The organism is Microbacterium lemovicicum, from assembly GCF_003991875.1.
Taxonomy (GTDB): Bacteria; Actinomycetota; Actinomycetes; order Actinomycetales; family Microbacteriaceae; genus Microbacterium; species Microbacterium lemovicicum.
In genome coordinates, this window is sequence record NZ_CP031423.1 from 3,425,390 (window position 1) to 3,440,720 (window position 15,331).

General features: G+C 71.6%; 17 protein-coding genes. 2 read left to right on the plus strand and 15 right to left on the minus strand.

Annotated features, from left to right (window positions below):
- The first annotated feature begins 7 nt into the window (after positions 1-7).
- Complete coding sequence (locus CVS47_RS16030; protein ID WP_127096986.1) at positions 8-883, plus strand: NAD(P)/FAD-dependent oxidoreductase; 876 nt, start codon at positions 8-10, stop codon at positions 881-883.
- A 26-nt stretch (positions 884-909) separates the two neighbouring features.
- Positions 910-2,013 (plus strand): hypothetical protein, encoded by a 1,104-nt coding sequence (locus CVS47_RS16035; RefSeq protein ID WP_378791173.1) that lies wholly within the window; start codon positions 910-912, stop codon positions 2,011-2,013.
- Positions 2,014-2,110: 97 nt separating this feature from the next.
- Here the strand turns inward: CVS47_RS16035 and CVS47_RS16040 are convergent, their stop codons facing one another.
- The 15 genes from CVS47_RS16040 to CVS47_RS16110 all read right to left on the minus strand — a co-directional run bounded on the left by CVS47_RS16040 (position 2,111) and on the right by CVS47_RS16110 (position 15,251).
- Complete coding sequence (locus tag CVS47_RS16040) at positions 2,111-4,129, minus strand: bifunctional copper resistance protein CopD/cytochrome c oxidase assembly protein (RefSeq protein ID WP_127096987.1); 2,019 nt, start codon at positions 4,127-4,129, stop codon at positions 2,111-2,113.
- Positions 4,130-4,331: 202 nt separating this feature from the next.
- A complete protein-coding gene (locus CVS47_RS16045) occupies positions 4,332-4,619 on the minus strand; it encodes an HU family DNA-binding protein (RefSeq protein WP_127096988.1) in 288 nt (95 codons plus the stop codon).
- A gap of 292 nt (positions 4,620-4,911) precedes the next feature.
- Positions 4,912-5,217 carry a 30S ribosomal protein S14 gene (rpsN, locus tag CVS47_RS16050; protein WP_127096989.1) on the minus strand — a complete coding sequence of 102 codons (306 nt, stop codon included), beginning with the start codon at positions 5,215-5,217 and terminating at the stop codon, positions 4,912-4,914.
- Between the two features lie 4 nt (positions 5,218-5,221).
- A complete protein-coding gene (gene rpmG, locus CVS47_RS16055; RefSeq protein ID WP_029145259.1) occupies positions 5,222-5,392 on the minus strand; it encodes a 50S ribosomal protein L33 in 171 nt (56 codons plus the stop codon).
- Entirely contained in the window at positions 5,392-5,628 is a 237-nt protein-coding gene (rpmB, locus tag CVS47_RS16060) for a 50S ribosomal protein L28 (RefSeq protein WP_127096990.1), read from the minus strand. Before rpmB ends, rpmG begins: the two co-directional genes overlap by 1 nt.
- Before the next feature lie 190 nt (positions 5,629-5,818).
- Entirely contained in the window at positions 5,819-6,511 is a 693-nt protein-coding gene (locus CVS47_RS16065; RefSeq protein WP_378791178.1) for a DNA-3-methyladenine glycosylase, read from the minus strand.
- Positions 6,490-7,893 (minus strand): hypothetical protein, encoded by a 1,404-nt coding sequence (locus CVS47_RS16070; protein ID WP_127096991.1) that lies wholly within the window; start codon positions 7,891-7,893, stop codon positions 6,490-6,492. The genes CVS47_RS16065 and CVS47_RS16070 overlap by 22 nt, the downstream gene beginning before the upstream one ends.
- A 94-nt stretch (positions 7,894-7,987) precedes the next feature.
- Positions 7,988-8,884: a TIGR03943 family putative permease subunit gene (locus CVS47_RS16075; RefSeq protein ID WP_127096992.1), complete on the minus strand. Its 897-nt coding sequence runs from the start codon at positions 8,882-8,884 to the stop codon at positions 7,988-7,990.
- The gene (locus CVS47_RS16080) at positions 8,877-9,845 is read right to left on the minus strand and encodes a permease (RefSeq protein ID WP_241240368.1); all 969 of its coding nucleotides are present in this window, start codon (positions 9,843-9,845) and stop codon (positions 8,877-8,879) included. The genes CVS47_RS16075 and CVS47_RS16080 overlap by 8 nt, the downstream gene beginning before the upstream one ends.
- A gap of 43 nt (positions 9,846-9,888) precedes the next feature.
- The gene (locus tag CVS47_RS16085; protein ID WP_127096994.1) at positions 9,889-10,302 is read right to left on the minus strand and encodes a Fur family transcriptional regulator; all 414 of its coding nucleotides are present in this window, start codon (positions 10,300-10,302) and stop codon (positions 9,889-9,891) included.
- A gap of 66 nt (positions 10,303-10,368) precedes the next feature.
- Positions 10,369-11,229, minus strand: coding sequence for a metal ABC transporter permease (locus CVS47_RS16090; RefSeq protein WP_127096995.1), 861 nt, complete (start codon positions 11,227-11,229; stop codon positions 10,369-10,371).
- On the minus strand, positions 11,226-12,059 hold the full coding sequence (locus CVS47_RS16095; protein ID WP_127096996.1) for a metal ABC transporter ATP-binding protein: 834 nt from the start codon (positions 12,057-12,059) through the stop codon (positions 11,226-11,228). Before CVS47_RS16095 ends, CVS47_RS16090 begins: the two co-directional genes overlap by 4 nt.
- Positions 12,056-13,078 (minus strand): metal ABC transporter solute-binding protein, Zn/Mn family, encoded by a 1,023-nt coding sequence (locus tag CVS47_RS16100; protein ID WP_127096997.1) that lies wholly within the window; start codon positions 13,076-13,078, stop codon positions 12,056-12,058. The genes CVS47_RS16095 and CVS47_RS16100 overlap by 4 nt, the downstream gene beginning before the upstream one ends.
- A gap of 125 nt (positions 13,079-13,203) precedes the next feature.
- A complete protein-coding gene (locus CVS47_RS16105; protein ID WP_127096998.1) occupies positions 13,204-13,866 on the minus strand; it encodes a TIGR02453 family protein in 663 nt (220 codons plus the stop codon).
- Positions 13,867-13,949: 83 nt separating this feature from the next.
- Positions 13,950-15,251 carry a dihydrolipoamide acetyltransferase family protein gene (locus CVS47_RS16110; protein WP_127096999.1) on the minus strand — a complete coding sequence of 434 codons (1,302 nt, stop codon included), beginning with the start codon at positions 15,249-15,251 and terminating at the stop codon, positions 13,950-13,952.
- Positions 15,252-15,331: the final 80 nt, after the last annotated feature.

Below are 15,331 nucleotides of genomic sequence, written 5' to 3' on the forward strand. Positions count from 1 at the left end.
TCGGGGGATGCGCAACTCCTCCCCCGCTTCCGCTCCCTTCGACGCCGTCGTGATCGGGGCCGGCCCCGCCGGCCTGCAGGCCGCTCTCACCCTCGGACGCATGCGGTACGACACGGTCGTGCTCGACTCCGGCCGCTACCGCAACGAGACCGTGCCGCACGCGCACAACCTGATCACCAACGACGGCCGCCCGCCCGCCGAGCTGCGCGCCGCGGCGCGCGACGAGCTCGCCGGCTACGACACGATCGAGGTGCGCGACGTGTCGGCGACCGCCGTGGCCCGCGCCGATGAGGGGTTCACGGTGGCCACCGCGGACGGACGGATGCTGCACACCCGCCGGATCGTGCTGGCCACCGGCATGCGCGACGACCTGCCCGACATCCCCGGGCTCGCCGAGGCCTGGGGGCGCGAGGTGGCGCAGTGCCCGTTCTGCCACGGCTACGAGCTGAACGGACGCCCCGTGGCCGTGCTCGGCCTGCCGACGCACGCGGCCGTCCAGCAGGCGATGCTCGCGCGCATCGCCTCCGAGGTGACGATCATCGCGCCGGACGCGCTCGCGCGGGCCGAACGCATCGACGGCGGACTCGCGCTGCACCTGACCGACGGCGGACGCCGGGAGGTCGCAGGCCTGTTCCTCGCCGCCGCCGCGCGGCAGTCGGCGCCCTTCGCCGAGGAGCTCGGCTGCAGCATCCTGTCGTCCGGCTGCGTGGAGGTCGACGCGAACGGCCGCACGACCGTTCCCGGCGTCTACGCCGCGGGCGACCTCGCGCACGTCGCGAGCCTTCCCGGCCCGCTCGTCTCGCTCGCGGCCGCGATCGCCGCCGGACAGCTCGCCGCGGTGGGCCTCGTTCGTGACGCTCTGGAGCACGACCTCACGGCGTGAGCGGCCGGGGTTCTTAGACTGGACGGGTGGACCAGACGGTGGGGGGCGCCGATCGGACCGGCTCGCCGTCGCAGGAGGTGCCGGATGCTCCGCGCGCCCGCCGCTCGTCGGTGCGGCGCGATCTGATCGCGCTGGGTGTCGTCGGCGTGCTCCTCATCGCCGCGATCGCCGTCGGCGCGGCCGCGCTCTACCGGGAGTTCTACAGCCCCGGCGCGTTCGTGCAGCGCTATCTCGGTCTGCTCGCGGACGGACACGCCGCCGACGCGCTCGCCCTCCCCGGCGTGACCGTCGACTCCGAGACCCTCGAGGCCGCGGGCATGCCCGCGTCGGCATCCGAGGCGCTCCTGCGTCCGGCCGCCCTGGCCGCGCTGACCGACCTCGAGGTCGTCGCGGAGGAGGCCGTCGACGGCATCACGCGGGTCACGGTCTCCTACCGTGCGGGAGGCCACTCCGGCACGTCATCCTTCGCGGTCGAGCAGAACGGCTGGATCGGCGTCGTGCCGTCGTGGCGCTTCGCCACCAGCCCACTGGCACTCGTCGACCTCACGGTGCGCGGTGCCATGAGCTTCCAGGTCAACGGATTCTCCATCGACAAGCGACAGATCTCGCCCGATGGAGCGGATGCCGACCCGCTCGCCGCCGTGCCGTTGCTGGTGTTCTCGCCCGGCGTGTACTCGATCACCGTCGACACGCCCATCGCCGCCTCGCCCGGGGTGGCCGTGCTGTCGGACGCGCCGATGACGACCGTGCCCGTGGAGATCCAGGCCGATCCGACGGAGGCGTTCGTGTCGGTGGTGCAGGAGCGGGTGGACGAATTCCTCACGACCTGCGCGACGCAGCAGGTGCTGCAGCCGAGCGCGTGCCCGTTCGGCTACCCCGTGCAGGACCGCATCGTCTCGCCGCCGACCTGGTCGATCGCCCAGCAGCCGGTGGTCGCGATCGTGCCCGACGGCGCGGGGTGGCGCATCCCGTCGACCGAGGCCGTGGCGCACATCGAGGTCGACATCCGGTCGCTGTTCGACGGCTCTGTGCGCGAGGTCGCCGACGACGTGCCGTTCACCGTCACCGGCACCATCGCGGTGCTTCCCGACGGCACCGCTTCGATAGCCGTGGGCGGCCAGCTGCGCTGATCGCCTGCGGCGGCCGCGACGTTCGCACGGCCGGTGGGGGCGTGCGCGCCGACGTCGGCGCGCACGCGCGATCCGTGCCCGAGGGCCGGCGGGCAGGTCAGCGCGCGTCGCGGGCGGCGAGGGCCGCGAGCTTCTCGTTGTAGGCGTCGAGCTCGAGGTCTCCGGCACGGTCGACCTGGCGGTCGCGCCGGCGCTGGGCGCGGTCGTCGCTGCGGCTCCACTGGATGGCCACGGTGATCGCGAGGATGAGCGTCGGGATCTCGCCGATCGACCACGCCGCACCGCCGCCGACGTACTGGTCCTCGAGCGGCGTGCCGCCCCAGGTGCGTCCCATGGCGCCGAACCACTCCGGCACCATCAGGCCGCTCTGCATCATGATCGCGATGCCGAAGAACGCGTGCATCGCCATGACGCCGATGAGCGTGAGCAGGCGGAACGGGTACGGCAGGCGGAACGGCACCGGGTCGATGCCGACGAGCGACAGCACGAACAGGTAGCCCGTGATGAGGAAGTGGGCCACCATCCACTCGTGCCCGAGGTGGTCGTAGAGCGACCAGCGGAAAAGGTCGGTGTAGTAGAACACCCACAGCGAGATGATGAACAGCCCGGCCGCGACGAACGGGTTGGTGAGCACCCGCGAGACAGGCGAGTGGACGCCCCACAGGATCCATTCGCGCATGCCGCGCGTGCCGTCGTCGCGCTTGCGGATAGCCCGCGCCGCCAGGGTGACCGGCGCACCCGACACCAGCAGCAGCGGGATGGCCATCGACAGCAGCATGTGCCCGACCATGTGCACGCTGAACAGGTAGTCCTGGTAGACGTTCACCGGCCCGGCGGTCACCCACAGGAGCAGCAGCAGGCCGGCGACCCAGAGCACCGTGCGGTGGATCGGCCAGGCGTCGCCGCGGCGGCGCAGGCGGCGCACCCCGGCGAGGTAGAAGAAGAGTCCGAGTCCGACCGCGAAGGCCCAGAGCAGGTCGACGTCCCACGACGTGAACCAGCGGCCGAGGGTGAGGTCGGGGGGCAGCGGGGAGCCGGTGAGGATCTCGGCGGGCGTCCGCACCGCCGGCACCGCGCTGCTCGTCGGCGGAGCCGTGCGGGCGAGGGCGGCGGCGGCGCCCGACGCGATGCCCATGAAGGCCAGCTCGAGGACGATGAGCCCCCAGAAGCGGCGCGACGAAGCATCCCGGTCCATACGCCCGATGAGGCGCACGCGGTACCAGGCGCCGAGCACGCCGATCGCGACGAGGGCGGCGACCTTCACCAGCACGAGCACGCCGTAGGGCGACGCGAGGGCCGCCCACGAGCCGACGCCGATGCTCGCGCGCACGGTGCCCGAGATCGCGACGACGATGAACGCGAGCAGGGCGACGCTCGAGTAGCGCAGCAGCACGGCGTTGAGCTGCGCGCGGTCGAGCACCGGACGCACGAGCACCAGGAGGATCAGCCCGCCGAGCCAGACGGCCGCGCCGATCATGTGGATGACGAGCGAGACGACCGCGGAGTTGTGATTCGCCTCCTCACCGGAGTGCCCGAGCGTGCCCATCGGCACGAGCGAGGCGACCGCGAGGATGCTGACGAGCAGCGTCGCCGTCCACGAGCGCACCGCGAAGGTGAGCACCGTGAGCACGGCGCCCGCGACGGTCGTGATGAGCCAGCCGCGGCCCGTCTCCTGCTCGACGAGGAAGCGTCCGAGCTGCTGCCCGAACTGCGCGTCGAGGCTCACGGCCGCGGGGATGACGTTGAGGAAGGTGAAGAATCCGACGACCGCCGCGGCCAGCGTGAAGATCGCCGCGGAGACGGATGCCGCATCCAGCGCGACCCCGAAGGCGCGCTCGCCGGCCTTCAAGGCGAAGAGCGCGAGCAGCAGCGAGCCGACCATCCCGGCCGCCGCCAGGTTGACGATGAGCGTGCCGACGGGAAGGCCCCAGCGCACGAGGGGTCCGGGGTCGCCGATCACGAGCGGCGCGGCGCCGCCCCCGTAGGCGAGGCCGGCGATGACCGCGATGACAGCCACCACGACGAGGACCGCGGGTCCCACGAGGCGCAACAGGCCGGCGCCGGAGCCCGCGTCGTGCGGCGCAGTGGCGCGCGGAGGCGCGGACGTGGTGACCATGACTCCAGCCTAGATCGCGCGGCTGAGCGGCGGCCCGGACTGCGGTGCTCCCTGCGACCGGTACGCGAGCGAGGGGCGGGTGCGCCAGAGGCGGCGGCCGAGACGTGATGCAGGCGCGATCTCCTGCCGCATGCCCCATCACCTGTCCCCGGACATGCGAAAGGGGGGATGCCGCAGCATCCCCCCTCGCACGTCGTCGTCGTTACTTGACGGCGGCCTTCAGCTTGGAGCCGGCGGTGACCTTGACGCGCTTGCCCGCGGGGATCTTGATCTCCTCGCCGGTCTGCGGGTTGCGGCCGGTGCGCGCGGAGGTGGCGACCTGCTCGAAGGCGATCCAGCCCGGGATCGAGACCTTGCTGCCCTTGGCGACCGCCTCGGAGACGGTGGAGAAGAGCGAGTCGAGCACGCCCGACACGGCCGACTGGCTCTGGCCGGTGGCGCTGGCGATGCTCGCGACGAGCTCGGTCTTGGTGATGGACTTGTCAGCCATGTGGGTTGTCCTCCAAGGCGGCGCGAGGCCGCCTTTCGTTGCGGGGACCGAAGCGCTCAGGCACTCCGGCTGGTCGGATCGACCGCCTTGACTATAGCCACGAATCCGCGGAATTCCGCGGATTTCCGCCTCTCGCGGAGATATTGCCCGGCGTGTCGGCGCGATGTATGTGACGCGTGAGGCTCATGTGACGCATGTGATTCGATGCCCGGACTTCCGCGGAATTCCGCGGCGGAACGGCGGAAGGCCCGGCGATCCGTGGATCGCCGGGCCTTCCGGATGCTGCGGGTGCTTACCAGCTGGACTTGGTCACGCCGGGCAGCTCGCCACGGTGCGCCATGTCGCGGAAGCGGACACGCGAGATGCCGAACTTCGTGAGGACACCGCGGGGGCGTCCGTCGATGACGTCGCGCGAACGCACGCGCACGGGCGAGGCGTTGCGGGGCAGCTTCTGCAGCCCGAGGCGGGCGGCCTCGCGCTCCTCGTCGGAGGAGGTCGGCGACACGAGCGCCTTCTTCAGCTCGCTGCGCTTCGCGGCGTAGCGATCGACGATCACCTTGCGCTGCTCGTTGCGCGCGATCTTGCTCTTCTTGGCCATGTGATCAGCGCTCCTCTCGGAATTCGACGTGCTTGCGGACGACCGGGTCGTACTTCTTCAGCACGATGCGGTCGGGGTTGTTGCGGCGGTTCTTGCGCGTCACGTAGGTGTACCCCGTGCCGGCGGTCGAACGCAGCTTGATGATCGGACGGACGTCCTGAGCCTTCTTGGCCATTACAGCTTCACGCCCTTCGCCTTGAGGTCACGGACGACCGACTCGATGCCGCGGGCATCGATCACCTTGATGCCCTTGGCGGACACGTTCAGCTTGATGTTGCGCCCCAGCGACGGGACGAAGTAGGTCTTCTTCTGCACGTTCGGGTCGAAGCGGCGCTTCGTCCGGCGGTGCGAGTGCGAGATGCTGTGACCGAAGCCGGGAACTGCTCCAGTCACCTGGCACACTGCTGCCATGGTGTTGTCTCCTTAAGTACCGTGACGCCGGACGGCGACACCCAAGATCCCTTGTCTGCACCCCGCGCGACAGACGGCCGTTTCCGGCCGATGCGTTGAGGGGGCGAACCGCATGCAGGAGTGCGCGCGGACAAGGAGTCAGTCTAGCACGCGACGGCGTGTCGCCTTGTGCCCGCCCGCACCGGTGCGCTCACTCCCCCACGAGCGGTCCCGCGCCGCGTCCCCAGCGGAACGCCGATACCGTCGGGTCGCCCTGGATCCAGAACCGCCACGGGAACGCGGCCGTGCCCGCCACCCCCGCGACTCCGACACGCGGCCCCGACGCGTACCCGACGACCGGCGCGACCGCCAGCTCCAGCCGCGCGACTGCGCCATGGAGCGGAGCGCCCGTGATCGCGTCGATGCCGTCGTGGACGGGATGCCGCAGCCCGACCGCCTGCCCGAGGCGTCCGGGTCCGCGCGCGAGATCGCGGGAACGCGTGGCCGCCCGGCGGCGGCGAGCCGCAGCATCCGTCCCCTCGACGACCTCTCCGGCGCGGAGGAGGACTCCGCCGGCGACGCCGTCGGGTCCGCACACCACGTTGACGCACGAGTGGATGCCGTGGCTCAGGTACACGTAGAGATGGCCGGGCTCGCCCCACATCGTGGCGTTGCGGGCGGTGGGACCCATGCGCGCATGCGAGCCGGGGTCGGCCGTGGGTCCGGTGCCCTGCCCGTGGTACGCCTCGACCTCGGTGAGCCGCACGCTGACGGCCTCGCCGTCGACCTCCGTGTGCAGGGTGCCGCCGAGGAGCCGCGGCGCGACCTCCAGCGGGAGGGCCGCCAGCTCGGCGCGCGTGGCCGCGCGGGTCTGCGCGACGCTCACTTCGGCGGTACCTGGCACCAGGACGCGTCGAAGCCGGTCAGCGTCGAGACGACCGCGTCGTCGGGGTCGGTCGCGGTGATGTCGATGATGCGCGTCTCGAGGTTCGCCGGGAGCGGCAGCTGGTAGGTGTCGTAGCGGTTGGCGACGACGTCGGGCGCGCTGAGCACGGCGGCGTAGCGTCCGCTCGGCGACGCGCACGTCTCGATCACGGCGTCGGTCGCGGGCACCTCCAGCAGCGGGGTGGCCGTGCCGTCCTGGGTCACGTGGACGATGGTCGAGCCGAGCACGCGGGTGTTGTCCTCCACCTGCGAGAAGGTGCGGAGCGTTCCCGCGCCCTCGCCCGGCAGCGGCGTCACCGAGGCGATGCGACCGAGGTCCTGGTCGGGTGCGACGAGCGGCGACTCGGTGCCGTCGGTGAGGTCGACCTCGGTCAGTCCGTCGGGGCGGTCGACGACCGCGTGGGACGAGCCGCGCGCGATGCCGTCGATGGTGAGCGCGGTGCCGAGTGCGACCGGGTCGCCGCCGCTGGACGAGGTGAGGCTGAGCCGGCCGTCGAAGGTGAGCAGCAGGATGCTGTCGGTGTCGGGCACGAACCGCCACTCCGCCACCCGGGGGTCATCGCCCGAGACGGTGACCGGTGTGGGGTCGTCCTGCGCGGCATCCGGTTTGAGGGACGCGGTGTAGAGCGCGCTCTCGCGACCGCTCCCGGCGCTGAGGGCCTTGTCGGAGTAGGTGTAGCCGATGAGCTCACCGCGGTCGGCGCTCTGCAGGTTGGTGACGTATCCGTTGCCGGGCAGCGTGAGGGTGCGCGCGTTCTGCCCGTCGAGGTCGGTGACGATGAGCTCGGCGCGGTCTTCGGGGGTGCGCACCGAGACCACGAGGTGGCTGGAGGTGGCACGGTAGTCCTCGATGTGGTCGTCGGTGAAGACAGGGACCGCGCTGTCGCCCCCGACGTCGGTGCGGAAGATCTGGTCGCCCGACTCCCCGCGCCGCAGCAGGTAGAGGTCGATCGGCGGCGTGCGGAACGTCTCGGTCACCGTCGACGGAGGTCCGCCGCCCACCCCCACGAGGCGGTCGATCGTGACGGTGTACTCGGTGTCGTCGAAGAGCGGCAGCGTGAAGCGGATCCCGACGTTGCGCCCCGATGTGTCGATCGTGAACGGCGTCGACGGGCTCACGCTCACCTGCGACGGATCGACCTCCTCGAGGGACTGGGTGGTGGTGACGATGAGCCGCGACCCGGATGCCGCGACCGCCGCCGCCGGGTCGACCTGCACGTCGGTGGCCCGGGGGCCCTGCGCCGTTCCGGCGGCCGCGCCGACGACGCCGACGAGGGCCAGCGCGCCCACGACGACCGCGAAGCCGCCGAGGAACGCGCGACCCCGGCGTCGGCGGGTCATCGAGCGCCGGCTCGACGAGTCGTCGCTGCGCCGCCCGGGACTGCGACGGCCGCTCGGTTGCGCGCCGGCGTCGCGTCGCGAACGGCGGGAGCCGTCAGTACTCATACGGGTCCTTGGGCTCCTCGACCGCCTGCACCGACTGCGCGTCGATCTGCAGGGCGCCGTCGGAGTTCGAGCGCACGGTGCCCGTCACCGTGACCCAGCCGCCGGTGTCGGGGATGCTGCCGGTCGCCTCCACCGGCAGGCTGGCGGGCTGGGCGTCGATCACGCAGTGCGTGATGACGAGACGCGTCAGCTGGAACCCGTCGGAGGCGCCCGGCGTGACGAAGCCCGTCAGCGTGATCGCGTCGCCGTCGAACGCGTCGGGGTTGGTCGCCGTGGCGAAGACGGCCGCCCAGTCGCCGATGCCGAACTGCGCGGTGTCGCCGGTGGACGCGAGGGCGACGACGTCCTGGCCGGCGAAGAGCGGGGGCGCCCCGACGTCGCGGGAGATCGCCAGCTCCGCCGAGAGGGATGCCGGCGGCAGGACGAGGATCGAGACGGCCACCGTCGAGGCGAGCACGCCGCCGACGACCGTCGCGACGGTGCCGAGCGGACCGACGGTGTGGCTGTGGCCGGCGTGGTCGTCGGTGCGGGTGCGGTCGCGCGCGTCGTGGTCGTGCGCGGCGTGGTCATGGTCGTGCGCGGCGTGGTCATGGTCGTGCGCGGCGTGATCGGCGTGTGTGGGGGCGTGCGCGCCGGCGCGGGTCGCGCGGGAGACGGTCGAGCCGTGGTCGTGACCGTGGTCCGCCTCGGCGCCGAGCGGCAGCACGAAGCTGACCACCGTGCCGATCAGCACCAGCACGGCCATCCCGATGGCGAACCAGCTGGACTCGGGGTTGATGTACAGCCCCAGCCGTCCGGTGACGGCGAGGCCCAGGGTGACGACCGAGAGGATGGCGGCGAGCCCCACGCCCAGCCAGCGCGTGCCCGCGAAACCGTACTCACGCAAGGAGATTCACCGCCGATCCGATGGCGAAGGCCGCGAGCACGACGATGACGACGAGCCCTGAGAGCGTGCGCGTCGTGAAGGTGGTGCGCATGAGCGCCAGCATCTTCACGTCGACGAGCGGACCGACCAGCAGGAACGCCACGATCGAGCCCGGAGTGAAGGTCGAGGCGAACGACAGGGCGAAGAACGAGTCGACGTTCGAGCAGATCGCCACCACCATCGCGAGGATCATCATCGCGACGATCGACAGCGTCGGGTTCGAGCCGATCGCGAGCAGCGCGTTCCGCGGCACGATGACCTGCACCGCACCCGCGAGCGCGGAGCCGATGATGAGCGCCGGCATGACCGCCCGCAGCTCGACGACGAACTGCGCGATGCTCCGGCGCCCTCGTCCGCCCTCCTCTTCGGCGGCGATCTCGCACGTCTCGATGAAGCGCTCGGTGAGCAGGCCGTCGGGATCGGGATGCCGGCTGTACAGCCAGCCGATGAGGTTCGCGATCAGGTAGCCGCCGACGAGGCGCGCGATGAGGATGCCGTCGGAGAAGCCGAAAGCCTGGTGCGTCGTGATGATCACGATCGGGTTCACGATCGGCGCCGCTACGAGGAAGGTCAGCGTCTCGGGCACCGTGAAGCCGCGGATGAGCAGCCCGCGCGCGAACGGGACGTTGCCGCACTCGCAGACCGGCACGATCATGCCCAGGAGCGACAGCACCGCACGTCGCGCCCACGCGCGCCGCGGCATCCATCTCTCGATCGCCCCCGGCGGCACCCACACCTGGACGATGATCGACAGCACGACGCCGAGCGCGACGAACGGCAGCGACTCGATGAGCACGCTGATGGCGAGGGTGAGGCCGTCCTGCGCGCGTGTGGGCAGCGACGCGGCGAACAGCTGCGGGGCGACGGCGTCGATCACGAAGAGCGCGACGACCACCGCCGCGCCGATGGCGAGCGCCACCAGCGGCGCGCCGGATCGCGTGCGCGCGGGGCGGGTCGCCGGCGGACTAACCCGCGTCACGCTCGCCGACCCGGGCCTGCGTGCACGCGCTGCACAGACCGAAGATGTCGACCACGTGCTCAGCCTCGGTGAAGCCGTGCGTCGCGGCGGTGCGGTGGGCCCACTGCTCGACGTCGGTGGCGGCGATCTCGACCGTCAGCCCGCACGAGCGGCAGATGAGGTGGTGGTGATGGCCGGGACTGGCGCAGGCGCGGTAGAGACTCTCGCCGTCGGGGCTCTGCAGCGAGTCGGCCTCGCCCTGGGCGGCGAGTCCCGCGAGGGTGCGGTAGACCGTGGCCAGGCCGATGCCGGTGTTGTCCTCGCGCAGGGCGGCGTGGAGCGACTGCGCGCTGACGAAGCCGCGCGAGTCGGCCAGCGCCTCGCGCACCCGCTCGCGCTGCCACGTGTTGCGCTGAACCATGCGGAGAATCCTAGCGACGGGGTCTGTGAACGGGCCGGGTCGCCCGACCGAGACGCGGGTGTGCGGTCAGGCGTCGCGGCTGACCCGCGAGCGGCTGCGTCCGGCCAGCCGGCACACCAGGTAGATGCCGAACGAGATCGTGGTGATGTACGGGCTCACCGGCAGCGTGCCCATGATCGCCAGCAGGATCCCGCCGACGGCGGAGACGAATCCGAAGACCGTCGCGAGCAGCGGCACCGACAGCGGGCCGGAGGCGATCCGCATCGCCGCAGCGGCCGGCGTCACCACGAGCGCCATCACGAGCAGCGCGCCGATGATGTGGACGCTCACCGCCACGATGAGTCCCAGCAGCAGCATGAACGCGAGCGAGACCAGGGTGGTGGGCACACCGCGGGCCGCGGCCGACTGCGGGTCGAGCGAGTCGAAGCGCAGCGGGCGCCAGATCACCAGGATGCCGATCAGCACGAACGCGCTGATCGCGATGAGCCAGTTCAGCTGGCTGGACTGCACGGAGACGATCTGGCCGGTCAGCAGGCTGAAGCGGTTGGCGCTGCGTCCGGGGTAGAGCGAGAGGAACAGGATGCCGAGCCCCAGCCCGAAGGGCATGAGCACGCCGATGATCGAGTTGCGGTCCCGTGCGCGGGCGCCGAGCCAGCCGATGAGCGCGGCGGCCAGCACCGATCCGACGATGGAGCCGGTGACGACATCCGCCCCCAGGAGGAGGGCGGCGGCCGCGCCGGCGAAGGACAGCTCGCTGATGCCGTGCACGGCGAAGGCCATGTCGCGCTGCAGCACGAAGACGCCGATCAGTCCCCCGACGAGCCCGAGCACGGCGCCCGCGACGACGGAGTTCGCGACTAGCGCGAGGATGTCGCCGTAGTCGGGCAGCCCGCCGAACATCGCGGCGTAGACGTCATCCCAGTTCACGCCGGGTGCTCCTCGTCGTGATGGTGGTGATGGGACGCCTCGGCATCCGGTGCGCCGACGACCACCAGCCGGTCGCCCGCACGCAGCACGAAGACGGGCGCGCCGTAGAGGTCGCTGAGCACCGCCGAGTCGAGCACCTCCTCGGGGGTGCCGAGTGTGAATCGGCCGTTGGCGAGATAGAGGATGCGGTCGACTTTGTCGAGCACCGGGTTGATGTCGTGCGTGACGAGCAGCACCCCGGCGCCGGTCTCGCGGCGGTGGCGGTCGATGAGCGCGACCACGGCCTGCTGGTTGGCCAGGTCGAGGCTCGTCAGCGGTTCGTCGCACAGCAGCAGTCGCGGGTCGTCGGCGAGCGCCTGACCCGTGCGGAGCCGCTGCTGCTCGCCGCCCGACAGCAGCCCGACGGGCCGGTCGGCGAAGTCCGTCGCGCCGACCGCCTCGAGCAGCCGGTCGATGCGCGCGCGGTCGCCGCGACGCGGGAACGGGAATCCGAAGCGGTGCCCGTCGACCCCGAGTCCGACGAGGTCGCGCGCGCGCAGCGAGGTGTCCCGCGGCAGCGGGCGCTGCTGCGGGATGTAGCCGATGCGCCGGTTGCCGGCGGCCCTGACGGGCTGACCGAGCGCCTCGATCGAGCCCGCGCTGAGGCGTTCGAGGCCGAGGATGGCGCGCAGCAGGGTGGTCTTGCCCGATCCGCTGGGACCGAGCACGGCGATGAGCTCGCCGGGATGCACGACGAGGTCGAGGTCGGCCCAGAGCTCCCGGCCGCCACGCCGAAGCGCCGCCCCGGAGATGCGGAGCGGCGACGTCGGTGAATCGAGGTCGGGCGTCACTCGCCGAGCGCTCCGGCCAGATCCTCGATGTTCTTCTGCATCCACTGCAGATAAGTGTCCCCCTCCGGGAGCGTCTCGGTGAACTCGAGCACGGGGATGTCCTTGGCCTTCGCGGCATCGATGACCTGCGTCGTCTCGCCACCGCCGGTCTGCGCGTTGGCGATCAGCACGCGCACCGTGCCGCCGTCGATGAGGTCGAGCGACTCCAGCAGGGTGGACGGGGGCACGTCCTGCCCCTCCTCCACCGACTCGCTGAACTCGGGCGGCGTGACATCGGTCAGCTCGGCGGCATCCATCAGATAGACCGGAACGGGTTCGGTGACGAAGACGCCTGCTCCGGCATCCTTCGCGGCGATGTCGGCCAGCGACGACTCGAGCCCCGCGATGCCGTCCACGAAGGCGGCGGCGTTGGCCGCGAAGTCGTCGGCGTGCTCCGGCGCGATGGTCGAGAGCTCGTCGGCGATCGCCTCGGCGACGTGCTCCACGGTGTGCGGGTCGTACCAGACGTGCTCGTTGAAGCCCTCGATGTGGTCATGTCCGTCGCCCTCGGCGTGGTCGTGGCCGTCGGCTTCGGCTTCGGCTTCGCCGCTGGTGTCGGGGGTGGGAGTGGCCGTCGCGTCGTCATCGTGGCCCTCGTTGCCGGGGAAGGAGTGGGAGTACTCGACCGCGGTGATCGTCGGAACGGAGGTGCCGGCCGCCTCGAGCAGCGCCTCGACGAAGGCGTCGTAGCCGGCGCCGTTCTCGATGACGAGGTCGGCACGCGACAGGGCGAGCTGGTCCTGGGCGGTGGCCTCGTAGGAGTGGGGGTCCTGGGCGCCGGACGTGACGAGCGACGTGACCTCGACGGCGTCTCCGCCGATCTCCTGGGCGATCTGCCCGTAGACGTTGGTCGAAGCGACGATCCGCACGACGTCGGAGCCTCCCGTGGAGGCTGACCCCGCGGCCCCTGCGCAGCCGGCGAGAGCGAGGACGGATGCGGCCCCCAAGGCCGCGGTGGCGAGAGCACGTCGGGTGAACATGCGCCCACTCTAACCGCTACTGATAATCGTTCTCAAGTTGGCCACGCGATGGTGGTCTTCGCCCGGGCCCGCGCGAGTTCGAGCATCGACAGGAGCGGATGCCGCGGCATCCGGGTCACGCACGGTCAACGACCGTGGGCGGACTCCGGATGGATGATCAGGTCGCCCAGGTTCTCGGCGACCCAGGTGCACCAGATCGAGACGGAGCGCCACGTGTCGCTGATGATGTCGAGGGCGTCGATGCCCCACATCCAGTCGGCGAGCTCCTCCTCGGCCCCGACGGCGAGGCGCCGGAGGCGCAGCAGGTCGATGCGGGGGTGGTCGATCGGGTAGCCGCGCGGCGCGGTGCGGACGGCGTCGGCCGTCATTGGCGTGAGGTTCGCGGCATCCATCTGCGCCAGCACCTCGTCGAGCTCGCGCGACAGACGCGGATGGTCGACGATCTCGCGGAATCGGGCCAGGCCCGCGGGCGGCACGTCGTAGACGCCTCCGCCGAGGAGGAGCCCGCCGGCGCTGAGCTGCAGGTAGTGGGCGACCGGGGCCAGCGAGACCATGCCGATGTGCGTCTTGTAAGGCGACTTGTCCTTGCTGAAGCGGACGTCGCGGTTCGGACGGAAGATCTTCACGTCGCCGAACTCGGGCTCGAGCTCGGCCGCGAGCTCCTCGAACGGGCCGCGCACGTGCTCGACGTAGCGGTCGTGATTCGCCGCCCACCACTCCTTGGTGTTGTGCGCCTCGAGCTCGTGGAAGAACGCCGGCGCGTCGGGGTGGAGTCCGCGGAAAGCCATGCGGGCGATGCTACCCGCGGACGACAACCGCCCCGCCCGCGCCACCGACCGAGGCGGGCCGATACGTGCGCCCGCCGGCCTGCTCAGTCGAGCAGCAGCGCCGGCTCCTCCAGGATCGAGGCGACGTCCGCGACGAAGCGCGAGACGCCGTCGCCGTCCACGACGCGGTGGTCGAACGAGCCCGAGACCGTCGTGACCCAGCGGGGGCGCACTTCGCCGTCGACGACCCACGGCTTCTGGCGGATCGCGCCCAGCGCGATGATGCCGACCTCGCCCGGGTTGATGATCGGGGTTCCGGCATCGACGCCGAAGACGCCGATGTTCGTGATCGTGATCGTGCCGCCCTGCTGATCGGCGGGGGTCGTCTTGCCCTCGCGCGCCGTCAGCGTGAGCTTCTCGAGGGCGCGGGCGAGGTCGCGGGTGTTCAGCTCCTGCGCGTCCTTGATGTTCGGCACGAGGAGGCCGCGGGGCGTCGCGGCGGCGATGCCCAGGTTCACGTAATGGCGCACGCGGATCTGCGCGCCCTCGCCGGTCTCGATCCACGCCGCGTTCACCATCGGCGTCCGCCGCACCGCCCAGATGACCGCCCGCGCCATGATCAGCAGCGGCGAGACCTTGGTGTCGGCGAAGTCGGGCGAGGCCTTGAGCCGCTTGACGAGCTCCATCGTGCGCGACGCGTCGACGTCGACCCACACCGAGACGTGCGGGGCCGTGTAGGCGCTCGAGGTCATCGCCGAGGCCGTGGCCTTGCGCACGCCGCGGACCGGGATCGACTCCTCGCGATCATCCGCCGGCGGGGCGGCGGGGCGGGCGACGGGGATCGTCTCCTCGCGCACGGCATTCCACTCCGGCGTCTCGATGTTGCGGAACACCGACGCCTGCGACGCCTGCTTCACGACGTCGTCGCGCGTGACCTCGCCGGCGGCGCCGCTGGGCACGACCGTCCCGAGGTCCACGCCGAGATCACGCGCCAGCTTGCGGATCGGCGGCTTCGCGATGACACCACCGGATGCTGCAGCCGGCCGCTCCGCCGGCTTCCGCCTGCGCGAATTCACGGTGCCCGTGCTGCCGTAGCCGACGAGCACCGAGCCGCTCGCGTCGGCGGCGGGCTCCGCGGCCTCCGGCGCGACAGCCGGCGACGCCCCCTCGGCTGCGATCGTGATGATTGGCGAGCCGACCTCGACGGTGTCGCCCTCCGACGCCAGCAGCTCGCCGACGACGCCTTCGAACGGGGACGGCAGCTCGACGAGCGACTTCGCCGTCTCGATCTCGACGACGACGTCGTTGACGGCGACGGTGTCACCGGGCGCGACGCGCCACGTCACGATCTCGGCCTCGGTCAGGCCCTCGCCGACATCCGGCAGGCGGAACGTCTGGGTGCTCATCCGATGTCCTTTCGAGCTGACCCCCGACCGCGAGACTGCAACAGGCGGACGAGACTGAGGGGCTTACCCACAGTCTCGCC

Coding starts and splice junctions, on each gene's coding strand:
- CVS47_RS16070 (WP_127096991.1), bottom strand. CDS start 7,893: ATGACCCGCCGACGCCGGGGTCGCGCGTTCCTCGGCGGCTTCGCGGTC.
- rpmG (WP_029145259.1), bottom strand. CDS start 5,392: ATGGCCAAGAAGGCTCAGGACGTCCGTCCGATCATCAAGCTGCGTTCG.
- CVS47_RS16045 (WP_127096988.1), bottom strand. CDS start 4,619: ATGGCTGACAAGTCCATCACCAAGACCGAGCTCGTCGCGAGCATCGCC.
- CVS47_RS16040 (WP_127096987.1), bottom strand. CDS start 4,129: ATGGTCACCACGTCCGCGCCTCCGCGCGCCACTGCGCCGCACGACGCG.
- CVS47_RS16105 (WP_127096998.1), bottom strand. CDS start 13,866: ATGGCTTTCCGCGGACTCCACCCCGACGCGCCGGCGTTCTTCCACGAG.
- rpsN (WP_127096989.1), bottom strand. CDS start 5,217: ATGGCCAAGAAGAGCAAGATCGCGCGCAACGAGCAGCGCAAGGTGATC.
- CVS47_RS16030 (WP_127096986.1), top strand. CDS start 8: ATGCGCAACTCCTCCCCCGCTTCCGCTCCCTTCGACGCCGTCGTGATC.
- CVS47_RS16110 (WP_127096999.1), bottom strand. CDS start 15,251: ATGAGCACCCAGACGTTCCGCCTGCCGGATGTCGGCGAGGGCCTGACC.
- CVS47_RS16085 (WP_127096994.1), bottom strand. CDS start 10,302: ATGGTTCAGCGCAACACGTGGCAGCGCGAGCGGGTGCGCGAGGCGCTG.
- rpmB (WP_127096990.1), bottom strand. CDS start 5,628: ATGGCAGCAGTGTGCCAGGTGACTGGAGCAGTTCCCGGCTTCGGTCAC.
- CVS47_RS16100 (WP_127096997.1), bottom strand. CDS start 13,078: ATGTTCACCCGACGTGCTCTCGCCACCGCGGCCTTGGGGGCCGCATCC.